We start from the raw sequence: 13,826 nt of genomic DNA, 5'->3' as shown, positions 1-13,826 counted from the left end.
TGATCCCCGACCCCTGACTCCTGTGCCTGTCATTGCCCGCCTCGAACCCCGCGTCATTCCCACCTATCCGGTCGGTGCACCGGAAAGGAATCCCGTCTTCTTCGAGAAACGCGTCTATCAGGGCAGCAACGGCAAGGTCTATCCGGTGCCTTTCATCGACAAGGTCCACGACGACCCCGTCGACATCACTTACCAGTCGGCGCTCCTTGAGAACGACTACGTCCGACTCGTGATGCTGCCCGAGATCGGCGGACGAATCTTCCTCGGTCAGGACAAGACCAACGCCGACTACGACTTCTTCTACCGTCAGGATGTCATCAAGCCGGCGCTGGTCGGCCTCGCAGGCCCCTGGATCTCCGGCGGGGTCGAGTTCAACTGGCCGCAGCACCACCGGCCCGGCACCTTCATGCCGGCCGATGTCCACATCGAGGACGAGGGCGACGGCGCGTTCACGGTCTGGATGTCCGAGCACGACCCGATCCACCGCCTCAAGGGCATGCACGGCATCCGCCTGCGGCCCGGTTCGTCGCGGGTCGAACTGCGGGCCCGGCTCTACAACCGCACCCCCTTCGTCCACACCTTCCTGTGGTGGGCCAACGTTGCCGCCCGCGTGCACGACCAGTACCAGTCCTTTTTCCCGCCCGACGTCCACTACGTCGCCGATCATGCGGTGCGGGCGATGTCATCCTTCCCGGTCGCGGAGAATCCCTACTACGGCATCGACTACCAGAACCGTCCCGGCTCCAACGACCTGTCGTGGTACAAGAACATCCCGGTGCCGACCTCCTACATGGTCTGCCAGACGGCATTCGACTTCTTCGGCGGTTACGATTTCTCGAAGAACGGCGGCTTCGTCCACGTCGCCAACCGCCACATCGCTCCCGGGAAGAAGCAGTGGACCTGGGGCAACGACCGCTTCGGCTACGCATGGGACCGCGAGCTGACCGATGCCAACGGTCCCTACGTCGAACTCATGGCCGGCGTCTACACCGACAACCAGCCGGACTTCTCCTACCTTCTTCCCTACGAAACCAAGACCTTCTCCCAGTCGTGGTGGCCGATCCAGAACATCGGCCCGGTCCAGCAGGCCAACGAACGGGCCGCACTCGCCCTCTCGATCCGCGAGGACCGGCGCATTAAACTCGGCCTCTGCGTCTCCGAGCCCTTCGAGGGCGAACTCCTGCTTTCGAGAAACGGCGAGACCGTCGCACTCATCCCCATCGATCTCGAACCCGGAGATTCCTTCGAGAACGCCGACACCCCCTTCGCCGGCGAGAACGCCCACGAGTTGGTGGCCGAGTTGCGCGACACCAGCGGGGCGCTCCTGCTGGCCTACCGGCCGGTGGAGGTTTCCACCCTTGCCCGCGACCGCACGGTCGCGACCGAGCCGGCCGCGCCGGCGGAGGTGACTTCGAATGATGAACTCTTCCTAACCGGCGAGCACCTCGAGCAGTACCGCCACCCGACCCGTTCGCCCGAGCCCTACTGGGAAGAGGCCCTGCGCCGCGATCCCGGCGACGCCCGCTGCCACACCGCCCTCGGCAAGCGCGCCCTGCTGCGGGGGGAGTTCTCGCAGGCCTGCGATCACTTCGAGGCCGCCGTGGCCCGGCTCACCAGCCGCCATCCCAATCCGGTCACCGGCGAGGCGCACTATCACCTCGGCCTCGCGCTGCGATTCCTCGGCGACGAGCACCGGGCTTACGCGGCTTTCTACAAGGCCACCTGGAACTACGAGTGGCGCAGTGGCTCCTACTACCAGCTTGCAACCCTCGACTGCCGGCGCGGCGACTGGACGGCCGCCCTTGAGCACCTCGACGACTCGCTCGCTGCGAATCGCGACCACCAGAAGGCGTCCACGCTCAAGGCCCTCGTCCTCGGGAAGCTCGGAAGCCGCGACGACGCCATGGATCTCCTTGAGTCCGTGCTCGCGACCGACCCACTCGACCACTGGGCGCAAGTGGCAGCGGATTTCATCCGCCAGGCCAAGATCACGACCCCCACCAACTCCCGCAACGACGCCCAAACCATCCTCGACCTCGCCTTCGACTTCTCCGAAGCCGGTTTCCGCGACGAGGCCATCGCCCTCCTCGACGCGCACCACGATACTCCGGTCGATCCCGTCGCGGTTCCCAATCCGCTCGAGCGCAGCCCCATGACCCACTACGTCCGCGCCTGGCTCAGTGGTCAGCCCGATGACCTCGCCGCCGCTCGCGCGCAATCCGCCGATCACTTCTTCCCTTCCCGCTTGGAGGAGATGGAGGTCCTCGAATGGGCTGTGGCCGGGGCTTCCAGCCCCGTCGCCCACCCATCTGAAATGGCTACGGGGCTGGAAGCCCCGGCCACATCCAGCCCCACCTTCACCCCAACCTACCTCGCTCAGGAGGGCGAGGTGGAGAAATACCGCAACTGCCTGCCCCACTGGCAAAAGCCGAATGCGACCTACGCGGTGACCTTCCGCCTCGCCGACTCGCTGGCTCAGTCAGTCCTGCAGGCCTACAGGCTGCAAAAGGAAGCGCTCGAGCACCAACTCAAGGCCGCGCGGGCCAAGCAAAACACTCCCCTTGTCCATGCCTTCGAACAACGACTCGATGACCTCTACCGCGATCACATCGAGGCGGCCCTCGACCAGGGAACAGGCGCCTGCCACCTCCGCGACCCGCGTGTCGCCCAAGTCGTCGCCGACGCCATTCGGCACTTCGACGGGATCCGCTACGACCTCGCGGCCTGGTGCGTGATGCCGAACCACGTGCACCTCATCCTCCGTCCGCTCGGCGAACACCCGCTGCAGGACATCCTCGCCAGTATCAAATCCTACTCCGCGCAGCAGGCAAACCAACTCCTTGGACGGAGCGGTGCCTTCTGGAAGAGCGAGAGCTACGACCACATCATCCGCGACTCCAAGGATTTCTGGAATCAACTGGCCTACCTGAAGCGCAATCCCGGGGTCGCCAAGCTCGGTGACTGGCCCTGGATCGATGCGAAACCGGTAGCATCGGAGGTGGCCGGGCCTTCCAGGCCCGTCGCCCCTCCCTCTGAAATGGCGACGGGACTGGAAGCCCCGGCCACATCCCCAGACCCCCTCGCGGCCTACGGTCTCGGCAACCTGCTCTTCGACAAGCGCCGTCATGCCGATGCCATTTCCGCCTGGGAGCGCGCCCTTGCCGACGGTTCTTCGATCCCCCAGGTCCAGCGCAACCTCGGCATCGCCATCTGGAACCTGCATCGCGACGGCGAACGCGCCGCGGCCTGCTACTCGCAAGCCCGGAAACTCGACCCCGACGACGCCCGGCTCGTCAGCGAATCCGACCAACTCGCCAAGAAACGCAACCGCCCGATCGAGGAACGCCTCGCGTTTCTCGAAGCCCACCGTGAGCTGGTGCTCAAACGCGACGACGCCACGGTCGAACTCGCAAGCCTGCTCAACCTCAGCGGTCGACCGCAGGAAGCGCTCGATCTCCTTCTTTCGCGTCGATTCCACCCTTGGGAGGGCGGCGAGGGGGCGGTGCTGCGCCAGTACACCCTTGCCCGCCTCCTTCTCGGTCAACAGGCACTCGACCAAGGCGGGGCCGAAGAGGCCCACCGCCAGTTCTCCCTCGCGATGGAGACGCCGGACTCGCTCGGCGAGGCGTATCACCCGCTCCAGGCCAAGGCTGATGTCAACTACTGGACCGGCCGTAGTCTGAAAGCCCTAGGACGGTATGAGGAGGCCACCGCCGCGTTCGAGGCCTGCGCCTCGGAGTCCGGCGACTTCACCGAAATGGCCGTCGCCGAACACTCACCCCTGTCGTGGTTCCGGGGCCTCGCCCTGCGCGAACTCGGGCGCGAAGAGGAAGCCCTCGCGGTTTTCCGCAGCATGCTGGAATATGCCGGAGCACAAAAGAACAAGCCGGCAACCATCGACTACTTCGCCACCAGCCTGCCGAACCTCCTGGTCTTCGAGGAAGACCTCCAGGCGCGACGGGACGCGGAAGCTGAGTTGCTCGCCGCGCTCGCCCATGACGGTCTGGGTGAATCCGATGCAGCACTTGATGCCATCGACCGGGTGACGAAATTCGATCGTTCGCAACCTGAGGCCGTCACCCTGCGTAAGAGTCTCCCATCCGGCTGATTCCCTGACAGATCCCTCTGCCCATCACCCCGGAAACGCACCATGAAACGCTTGCTACTCCTTGCCCTGCTCGTCGCCTCCGCCCACGCCGCCGACACGCTCCCCCTCGCCGGCGAGTGGCGCTTCCAACTCGATCCCGACAACACCGGGATCGGAGAGAAATGGCAGACCCAGGCACTCGATGACACCATCCCGCTGCCCGGGACGACCGATGAGGCGAAGAAAGGAATCGAGCGCGACGAGCATCCCATCGACCGGCTCGCCCGTCCCTGGTACTGGAAAGGCGCCGCCTGGTATCAGCGGGACTTCACCCTCCCCGACGACTGGTCCGGCAAGCGCGTCACGCTTTTCCTTGAGCGCACCAAGAACTGCCAGGTCTGGATCAACGATACCTATGCCGGCTGGGACGACACGCTCAGCGCCCCGCACATCCACGACCTGACCCCGGGAATCCGGCGCGGCCGCAACACCATTACCCTGCTGGTCGACAACTCGAAGCTGCCGCCGGTCGGCCCCTCGCACCAGGTCGACGAACGCACCCAGACGAACTGGAACGGCGTGGTCGGAAGCATCGAGCTTCGTGCCGACGACCCGGTTTGGATCGAAGATGTCCAGGTCTATCCCGACGCCGCGAAACGGGAGGCGAAGGTCCGGGTCATCATCCGCAACGCCACCAGTCAGCCGGCCGCCGGCGAGCTGAAGCTCAAGTGCCGCAGCGACAACGTCGAGGTAGCCGACGAGTTCGCTCCGATGACGCTCGAGGTCGAAATCAAGGAGAAGGAGAAGGTCCTGGAGTTCACCTACCAACCCGGCGGCGATGTCCCGCTGTGGGATGAATTCAATCCGGTGATGCTGAAGCTCGACCTCGAGCTGTCCACCATCGCCGGCAGCGCCGAGACACGGGATGCGCAATCGGTCCGCTTCGGCATGCGTGACTTCACCGCCGACTACAACCAACTGAAGAACAACGGCACCGCGATCTTCCTGCGCGGCCGGCTCGACTGTGCCAACTACCCGTTGACCGGCTACGCGCCGATGGACAAGGCCGAATGGCTCCGGATTTACACGATCCTCCGGCAATGGGGCCTCAACCACGTCCGCTTCCACTCGTGGTGCCCGCCGAAGGCCGCCTTCGAGGCCGCCGACGAGCTGGGCCTCTACCTCCAGCCCGAGCTGCCGAACAAACGCAGCGGCTTCAATGCCCCGGAAGACCAGAATGCCGCCTACCGCAACATCGACCGGCTCGACGTCGAGACCACGGACACCGAGACCAACCTCTACGACTACGGCAAGCGCGAGGGAGAGTTGATCCTCCGCGAGTTCGGCAATCACCCGTCGTTCGTCATGTTCACCCTCGGCAACGAACTCGGTCGCAACCAGGGGATGTTCGACCTGGTCGAGCACTTCAAGCAGACCGACCCGCGCCATCTCTACGCCCAGGGGGCGAACAACATGCACTGGAAACCCAGTCTCGCGGAGGGTGACGACTTCTGGGTCACCGGCAAGGTCGGCGACGACATCCGCCCGATCCGTGGCTCGTTCTACATCCACGACTACCGTCACGGCTCGATCGACACCTTCCCTCCGGGGACGCTCGACGACTTCAGCGCCTCGATCCGGGGCGTGCCGGTTCCGCTGATCGGCCACGAAACCGGCCAGTACCAGGTTTATCCCGACTTCCGCGACATCGACAAATTCACCGGCGTGCTGAAAGGGCGCAACTACGAGATTTTCCGCGACCGCCTGGAGGAGGCCGGCATGCTCGACCAGGCGCAGGACTTCGTTCGAGCCTCCGGCGCGCTGGCCGCCCTCTGCTACCGCGAGGACATCGAAATGGCGCTGCGCACCCCCGGCTTCGGGGGCATTCAGCTCCTCGACATCATGGACTTCCCCGGCCAGAGCACCGCGCTCGTCGGCATGCTCAATGTCTTCATGGAATCCAAGGGGGTCATCGAAGCGGAAAAGTGGCGCGAATTCTGTTCGGAGACCGTCCCGCTGCTGCGGATCAAGAAGCACGCCTGGACCTCCGACGAGGTCCTCGTGGGGCGAATCGAGGTCGCCCACTACGGCCCGGAGGACCTTGCGGATGCCCGGATCCTCTGGACTCTCACCGACAGCGCGGGAAAGACGGTCTCCAGCCATCGCTTTGATCCCGTGGTGCTGCTCCGCGGCGAACTCAATGAGGTCGATTTCTTCCTTTGGCCGCTGGCCCAGATCAAGGGTCCGGAACGGCTCGACCTCACCCTCAGCATCGAAGGAACCCCCTACCGCAACAGCTATCCGATCTGGGTCTATCCACCGGAAGTCGATACCGAGCCGAGCGACGGCGTGATCGTCAGCCGTCGTTTCACCGACCCCAAGACCAAGGATCACCTCGCCAAGGGCGGAAAGGTCCTGCTGCTGCCGGAACTCGACTCCCTCCCCGAGAGCGTCGGCGGAGGTTTCCAGACCGAATTCTGGTCCCCGATGTTCGCCAAGAGTGCGCGCAAGCGGGGGCTTGAGGAACCTCCGGGCACGCTCGGCCACCTCTGCGATCCCGATCATCCGGCACTCGCCGCCTTCCCCACCGAGTTTCACAGCAACTGGCAGTGGTGGCACCTCGTGAAGCATTCGCGGCCGATCGTCCTCGACGACACCCCCGACGACTACCGGCCCATCGTCCAGGTCATCGACAACTTCGACCGAAACAACAAGCTCGGGCTGCTTTTCGAAACCAAGGTCGGCAAGGGCGCGATGCTCGTCTGCCCGATCGACCTGCCCGCCATTCAGGATCAGCCGGAAGGCCGCCAGTTCCTCCACGGCCTGTTACGATACCTCGAGTCCGACGACTTCGCTCCCGAGACGGAGCTTGATGGTGAACTGCTTGGCACGCTCTTCCCCGGATGAGCGCTGACCGTGTGAATTGACTCGACACTTCCCGTGCCTTCGAGCGAAGGCTTGGGGATGAGAGTTGGTCACCAATGCCGGCAGTGGATTGCTCGCCATGACAAACTGGACCGGATCTGGCGTTTCCTCGGCCGCCACCGACGCAAGCTGACCGGCTGCTTCGTCCTCGTCGCCCACCTGCTCGGTGCCCTCACTTCCGTGAAGGCCATCATGGAGACGCGCACCTCCCAGGGCGCGATCGCCTGGGCCATCTCGCTCAACACCATCCCCTACGTCGCGGTGCCCGCCTACTGGGTGTTCGGTCGCAGCAATTTCAACGGCTACGTCACCGCACGGCGCACCGAAAGAAGGCATTTCGAGGAATTCTGGGACGATTTCAGCGCCCGCCTGATGGAGCGGGATCTGATCGCAACACCCGAGCGAAAGGGTCCGTTCGTCACCGAACAACTCGCCAGCCTTCCCGCCACCAGTGGCAACGACGCCGAGTTGCTCGTCGACGGGGATGAAACCTTCCCGTCGATCCTCGAGGGCATCGCACGTGCGAAGCACTACGTGCTCGTCCAATTCTACATCGTCCGGGACGATCCGACCGGTCGCGAACTCAAGGACGCGTTGATTGCAAAGGCGAATGCCGGCGTCCGGTGCCTGTTCCTTTACGACGAAATCGGGAGCCGTCTCCCCGACAGCTACCTTGATCCGCTGGTGGCGGCGGGCGTCCAGGTCCGCCCCTTCAATACCACCCAGGGAGACGCCAACCGCTTTCAGATCAACTTCCGCAACCACCGCAAGATCGTCGTGGTCGATGGGACGGAAGCATGGGTTGGCGGTCTCAATGTCGGCGACGAATACAAGGGCCTCGACCCCGAGGTCGGCTTCTGGCGAGACACGCACATGCGCGTCGAGGGGCCGGTCGTGCAGAGTGTGCAGGTCTCTTTCGCCGAGGACTGGTACTGGGCCGCCAGGGAGATTCTCGACGAACTCAACTGGGATCCCCAGCGAGCCGCCAGCGGCGAGAATAAGCGGATGCTGTGCCTGCCGTCCGGCCCGGTCGACCCGCTCGAGACCTGCACCCTCTTCTTTCTTCACGCGATCAATGAAGCGGAAGAACGCCTGTGGATCGCCAGCCCCTATTTCGTCCCCGATCCGCAGTTCATCAGTGCCTTGCAACTCGCCGCACTGCGCGGCGTCGAGGTCCGCATCCTGATCCCCGACGAAGGTGACAGCACGATGGTCGACCTCTCCGCCTGGTCCTTTCTTCCCGAGCTTCACGACGCCGGGATCGAGGTTTACCGCTACACCAAGGGCTTCATGCATCACAAGGTGGTGGTGATTGACGACCGCTACTGCACGATCGGCACCGCCAACTTCGACAATCGTTCCTTCCGCCTGAACTTCGAGATCACGATGGGGGTCGATGACGAAGCCTTCACCGCCGAGGTTGCGGAGATGCTCGAGGAGGACTTCGCCAACTCCAGGCAGGTTGCGGTCGGCGAGTTCGATGACAAGAGCGCGTGGTTCCGCTTCTGGGCCCGGGTGTCCCGGCTCGCCGCCCCGGTCCAGTAGAAGGGGGCGACACAAGACACGAACGACTCCAAGACATTCACCTGAGGACCTTCCCGCCCTCTTCGTCAAGACCGGTGGTGGTGATCACCGTGACGCCGTTGAGCATGTCCGAACCTCTGCGAGACCGTGCCGCGGTGCCCCGGGTGGGGATGCGCGGTCGGCTTCCGCCAAAGCTGCTGCCGCCAAACCGAAAAGGAAAAGGGCCGAAGCGCCGACCCGGGGACCAAAACAGGGAATCATAAGGCAATCAAAGTTCTGGATTCAGACTCGCCCTTCCGGCACCCCGGAAATAATGACTCAAAACACCGGGAAAGTCCGCACGGGCGAAAGCAAGGCGGCCGACCCGGTGTTCCGGGCCGGCCGCAGGAAGTCGAGAAGCAGGGAATGCCCTACTTCTTGATCAATTCCGCCATCTTCTCACCCAGGGCCAGGCCCACGTTCATGTAGGTCTTGGCATTGCCGCCGTAGTGGCCGCTCGAGCTGCTCGGGGCGTCGAGCAGGGGCTTGGAGTAAACAAAGCCGATGTCGTCGCTGCTGTCGGCGAAGCTCTTCATGGCCTGCATGAGCTTGCCGTGACCGGACTCGGTGTCGCTTTCGTCGGTCTGACCGAGCGAGGCGCAGACGAAGGGTGCCTCGGGGGCGTTGAAGTCCTTGCGCAGGGCCGCAAGCAGGCGTCCGAGGTTCTTCTCATACTCGGCAACGTGCCCGGGATTGCGCATGTCCTTGTCGCCTTGCCACCAGATGATCCCGGCGAGTTCCCACTCCTTGGCGTCGGGATAGTAGGTGCCGAGGTCGTCGAGGATCTTCTTGGCGTTGGCGACGTCGTCGTCGTACTGCTTGCCGGCATACCATTGCAGCATGTCACCGCCTTCCTCATACTTGACGATCGTGCTGTCCTGCTTGCTCTTCACCGTTTCCTTGTATCCCGGATACTCCTTGCCGTCGTGGGAATAGCGGGGCGTTCCCGGAGGCAGCAGGTCCCAGCCGAGGCTGCGGTTGCCGATCGAGCTCTTGAGGATCATCACCGGGGCATCGATGGCGTTGCCGAGTTGGTGGCCGATGCCCATCTCGATGCCGATCTTGCCCTTGCCTTCCACCGTCATCCATTCGTTGCGGTAGACGCCCTTCCTTCCGGTCATCACGGAAACGTTGCGCACATCCTGACGGGTGCTCCAGCCGTCGCCGTCGGCGAGGAACGGGTAGGCCGACTTGAGTTCGTCGGAGACTTTACCGAACTCAAGGGTGTTCGACTGGCCCATGATCAGGAAGACCTGAACGGGCTTCGACATGTCGGCAGGCTTGCCGTCGGGAGCCGGCAGGTCGGCGGCTGTGGCCAGTCCCGCAAGAACGAGAGAGGCGGCTCCAATGATGTAATTCTTTTTCTTCATGGTTTGGCTTCGTGGTTGAAGTTACGAGGGGGCTTACACCGTGAAATTTGGTGAAATTTCATCAAACAGGGCCGTTCTTGGCGGATTCTTCGCGATCCCCCGGACATCCTGGCCAGCCTGGCTGCCTAGGGTGCCGTCCAGGCCCCGGCCTCAGCCTGTCGCTCCTAGAGGAAACCCCGCATCTTCGCAAGCGCCTGCTTGTAAGCGGGTTCCCCAGCGACATTCCGATTTTCCCGGAACCCGGATGATCAGCGGCACCCGGGTCGCCAGATGCATGGTGTTGTGCTTGCCCCAGAAGTCGTGCTCGCCGAGGTGCCACCCGTGATCGCCCCAGATCACGACAACCGTCTCTTCCGCGAGCCCGAGCTGGTCCAGTTCCGCCAGCACGTCACCGGTCAGCTTGTCGACGTAGCTCGTGCTGGCGTAGTAGCCATGGCGCATCATCCGGTGCCACGCGCCCGAATTCACTTCGTAGTCGGCGAGGTGATACGAACTGAACTCTCGACTCCCACGCAGGGCCTTGGGCGCGCCCTGCGGACGATGCCGGTTGCCGGCGATCTCGATCTTCTCGCGGTCATAGAGATCCCAGTAGCGCTTGGGCGCATAGAACGGGAGGTGCGGGCGGATGAATCCGCAGGCAAGGAAGAATGGCTTCCCCTGCTCCTTGAACCTCCGCAGGTCCTCGATCGTCTTCCGCGCGACAAGACCATCGGGGTAGGCGTCGTCCGCCACTTCGGGACCCTCGAAGATGCGTCCGCGCTGCTTGCTTTTCGAGAGTCTGCGCGTCGTTTCCGGATCGTGGCTCTGCATGTGGCTCATGCCGGGCTTCCACGGTTTCTCGCTCCAGCTCCGCTCCGCAGTGTCGTCGGTGTGGTGGAAGATCTTGCCATTGGAAACGGTCGCGTAGCCGGCCTTGCGGAACACCTCAGGCAGGGTCGCGACACCGGGTGTGTCCTTCTCCACATGGCACGCACCCACGAAACGGGTGGCGGTCGGCAGGATCCCCGTCATCAGGCAAGCCCGCGAGCCCATGCAGATCGGCACCTGGCAGTAGGCGCGATCAAACCTCAACGCCTCCGCCGCGAAGCGATCGATGTGCGGCGTCTGCACCTGCGGACTACCGTAGCACCCCAGTTCCGGCCGCAGGTCGTCGATGGCGATGAAGAGGACGTTCGGCCCGTCGGCGGCGAAGCCGGAAAGCACGGCCATCGCCCCGATCAGGACGCGGTGGATCAAGCTCATGAATGAAAGTCCAGCACCGCCGGGATCCGGGACCAAGTCCTAAGGCTCCGCCACCGGATCCTCATACCGGAAGTCGGAAAAGGCCTGGACCCTCGGAGCCCGGCGCTTTCCCTCGTCGTAGACGAAGACAATGCTGCGCGCCCGGGGATCGTGGTTCCACTGGCTTTCGATCAGGGGATGGGTGCGCTCGTCGCCGGGAACGCGGAAGTAGATCTCCACCGGATAGTTGCCGAGTTCCCGTGCCGGTTCCTTGACGAGCGCCATCTTCTTCGGCGGGAGTTCGAGGGACGCACGCCCAAGCGTGCCCTTCACGAATTTCGGGGTCAGGTTGAACCAGAGCATCTCACCGCGGCCGATGCGATCGTAGTTCGCATTCACCGCCTGCATCCTGAGCGGCACGACCTCGTTGGAGGGATCGCGGGAAATGAGCAGATAGAAGTCCCGCATGGCGGCCGGAATCGTGACGGCGGGTGAACCCTCCGGCACTTCCTCAATCCGGGAGACCGGCGAGGTCAGCAGTGTGATCCTAAGGTCCCCCGCGGGAAGCTCGTAGACCGGCGAAAGGCTCATGCGGGGGAACCTGACTTCCCGGCAGTTCGTTCCATCGAACAGGAAATACTTGCTTGCCGCCCGTTGAGGCCCGTTCAGGAAAAGGGTGCGGAAGGTGCGCTCCCGCTCCTGGGCTCCGAGGAGGGGGAAAAGCGTCAGGAGGATCAGGAGTATTCTCATAGTTGGGTGTACGCGGTCTTCGGGTGTCGGTTCTGCCGGTCTCCTGGCCCGCTAGACTTCCTCCGAGTTCAGCCAGCGGAAGGATAGGACCTTGAAGCGCCTTCCAAAGATCCGATTGGTCGCCGACAAGGGTTCGGTCGTGATGTCGGCGGCATCCTGAGGATCACAGTAATCGCGGGTTCGCTGAACCGTGGCCTCACACCACGCGCGCGCCTGCACGGTCCCGTCGGACGCCCGGGATTCACCATAGCCCCGGATGGTGAAGGTGTCGTCACGGGCGGAGAGAATCGGAGCAAGAGGACGCAGGATGTCCGCCTGGCGCGTCCACCCGGGCAGACCATAGGTATTGTGCCCCACGGCGGCTTCCGGGAAGACGTAACCCGAGTCCGCACCTCCGCCAAACGGATCGGCCACCGACTCGACCGATTCATTCTGCAGGGTCTCGAAGGGATTGAGGCTGGAGTTGTCAGCGAGGGCGTTAAGAGCTGCCTGGAGCGCCCCGGCCAGGGCGAGGTCCGTCTCACTGGAGAGCTGGCGGTTCACGAACTCCGAGAACGACAGGAAGGGCCCCCGGAGACGAACCTGCTCGACGATCTGCTCGGCGAGGTAATCCAGCCTGTCGTCGGAAAAGACGCGGTAGCCGGTGAACTCGGTGGTATCGGCATACTCTCCCGCGACCTGGGGCGGCTCGCCGGCCGCCCGGTCGCCGGCGACACTGGTGCGGCTGACGGCGTAGTCGGTCGCATCGGAGCGATCGATGGAACCGCGGGTCTCGGTGTAGGGGATCTCCTGATTCCGGGCATGGCCGAGCAGCGCCCGCCAGGCCTTCACCGAGGTGGAGTTCACGTTGAACATGCCTTCCACTTCGAGCCTGGAGGCGATCGTCTTCCATGAATCCGCGGGTTGAACCTCTTCCGAATAGATGTCTCCGGCTTCACCCTCGTCGCTCACCAGATCTTCAGGGATCGGTCGGTAGGCGCGGTTGGTGAGCGGATCGGAACCCGCCAGGAATTCGGTGTAGTTCTCCTCCAGGCTTTGACCGCTGGCGCTGCCGAAGCCCTCCGGCTCCGGAGCGATGGACGAGAAGAACCAGTCGTCGAAGAGGATCTGGTTCGCGCAATAGGAATCATCCTGCTGTTCGTTGTCGCGCCGATTGGCCCGGCTGTTGCCCGAGGTATTGACCACATTGTCCTTCGGGATGAGTGGAGACGCGTCCGAGTTGCCGACGATGTTCGCGGCATACGGCGGAGTCGGGTTCAATGCCCGGATCTGCATGTGGGTCAGGTCGCCCAGGGACGCAAGGGGCCGGGTGGGCAACTCGGCGGCAACGATTCGCGAGACCCCCTCGGCCTTGCGTACGCCGGTCACGATGTAGCTGCTGTCGCTTTGATTATCGACATTGGGGAGCATGTCGCCTCCTCCCGACGGATGCTCGACCACACTGAAGTCCCAGGGTGTGTTGAGGAGCGTGTCGTTGCCGGGATACTCGTCGGTGAACCTGGGCTCGCCGTTCGATGAGAAGAAGTCCACGACCGGATTGGCCTGGACGACTCCCTTGGTCGCGGTGGCCCGGTGATTGGCGATCCGGGAACCCAGCGTCATGGACAAAAAGGGCATCGGCGATCCGGCACACTGCGCGAGTGACGCCGATGCCAGCCCCTCGATCGGAGGATACAGGACATCCGCGTCCTCGTAGTCGTAGAAGATCTGAAACCAGCTGTGGGAGCGACCGGAGCCGAAACTGTCCACAAACCACTGATAGGCGCTGCCGCAGACGGGACGCCCGCCGTAATTCCGGGACGCCACATCAAACTTGGCATCGACCTCCATCACGGCTCCGCCGGAGAACGAGATCTTCTGCGGATCAGGGGGATTGTTCAGGTCAAACCGCCGATCCAGGCCGAAGTAGA

General features: G+C 63.7%; 7 protein-coding genes. 3 read left to right on the top strand and 4 right to left on the bottom strand.

Features of this window, described 5'->3' with window-relative positions:
* Window positions 1–22: 22 nt before the first annotated feature.
* Genes ACG2LG_RS13410 through cls form a run of 3 tightly spaced genes read left to right on the top strand, consistent with a single transcriptional unit; the run spans window position 23 to window position 8,557 of the window.
* Window positions 23–4,108 carry a DUF5107 domain-containing protein gene (locus tag ACG2LG_RS13410; RefSeq protein ID WP_396259759.1) on the top strand — a complete coding sequence of 1,362 codons (4,086 nt, stop codon included), beginning with the start codon at window positions 23–25 and terminating at the stop codon, window positions 4,106–4,108.
* Between the two features lie 42 nt (window positions 4,109–4,150).
* Window positions 4,151–6,994, top strand: a complete 2,844-nt coding sequence (locus tag ACG2LG_RS13405; protein ID WP_396259758.1) for a sugar-binding domain-containing protein — start codon at window positions 4,151–4,153, stop codon at window positions 6,992–6,994.
* Window positions 6,995–7,051: 57 nt separating this feature from the next.
* Window positions 7,052–8,557, top strand: a complete 1,506-nt coding sequence (gene cls, locus ACG2LG_RS13400; protein WP_396259757.1) for a cardiolipin synthase — start codon at window positions 7,052–7,054, stop codon at window positions 8,555–8,557.
* A gap of 389 nt (window positions 8,558–8,946) precedes the next feature.
* Here the strand turns inward: cls and ACG2LG_RS13395 are convergent, their stop codons facing one another.
* From ACG2LG_RS13395 to ACG2LG_RS13380, 4 genes are all read right to left on the bottom strand, one after another.
* The gene (locus tag ACG2LG_RS13395) at window positions 8,947–9,945 is read right to left on the bottom strand and encodes a sialate O-acetylesterase (protein ID WP_396259755.1); all 999 of its coding nucleotides are present in this window, start codon (window positions 9,943–9,945) and stop codon (window positions 8,947–8,949) included.
* 150 nt (window positions 9,946–10,095) lie between these two features.
* Window positions 10,096–11,187: a sulfatase gene (locus tag ACG2LG_RS13390; RefSeq protein WP_396259754.1), complete on the bottom strand. Its 1,092-nt coding sequence runs from the start codon at window positions 11,185–11,187 to the stop codon at window positions 10,096–10,098.
* 39 nt (window positions 11,188–11,226) lie between these two features.
* Window positions 11,227–11,916: a hypothetical protein gene (locus tag ACG2LG_RS13385; protein WP_396259752.1), complete on the bottom strand. Its 690-nt coding sequence runs from the start codon at window positions 11,914–11,916 to the stop codon at window positions 11,227–11,229.
* Window positions 11,917–11,967: 51 nt separating this feature from the next.
* Window positions 11,968–13,749: a hypothetical protein gene (locus ACG2LG_RS13380; protein ID WP_396259751.1), complete on the bottom strand. Its 1,782-nt coding sequence runs from the start codon at window positions 13,747–13,749 to the stop codon at window positions 11,968–11,970.
* Between the last annotated feature and the right edge of the window lie 77 nt (window positions 13,750–13,826).

The sequence above is a fragment of the Haloferula sp. A504 genome (assembly GCF_044385805.1).
Lineage (GTDB): Bacteria > Verrucomicrobiota > Verrucomicrobiia > Verrucomicrobiales > Akkermansiaceae > Haloferula.
This window is presented reverse-complemented; position numbering and strand designations above follow the sequence as displayed.

Excerpts from the sequence above, each read along its gene's own strand:
- ACG2LG_RS13405 (WP_396259758.1), top strand. The coding sequence starts at position 4,151 with ATGAAACGCTTGCTACTCCTTGCCCTGCTCGTCGCCTCCGCCCACGCC.
- cls (WP_396259757.1), top strand. The coding sequence starts at position 7,052 with ATGAGAGTTGGTCACCAATGCCGGCAGTGGATTGCTCGCCATGACAAA.
- ACG2LG_RS13395 (WP_396259755.1), bottom strand. The coding sequence starts at position 9,945 with ATGAAGAAAAAGAATTACATCATTGGAGCCGCCTCTCTCGTTCTTGCG.
- ACG2LG_RS13390 (WP_396259754.1), bottom strand. The coding sequence starts at position 11,187 with ATGAGCTTGATCCACCGCGTCCTGATCGGGGCGATGGCCGTGCTTTCC.
- ACG2LG_RS13385 (WP_396259752.1), bottom strand. The coding sequence starts at position 11,916 with ATGAGAATACTCCTGATCCTCCTGACGCTTTTCCCCCTCCTCGGAGCC.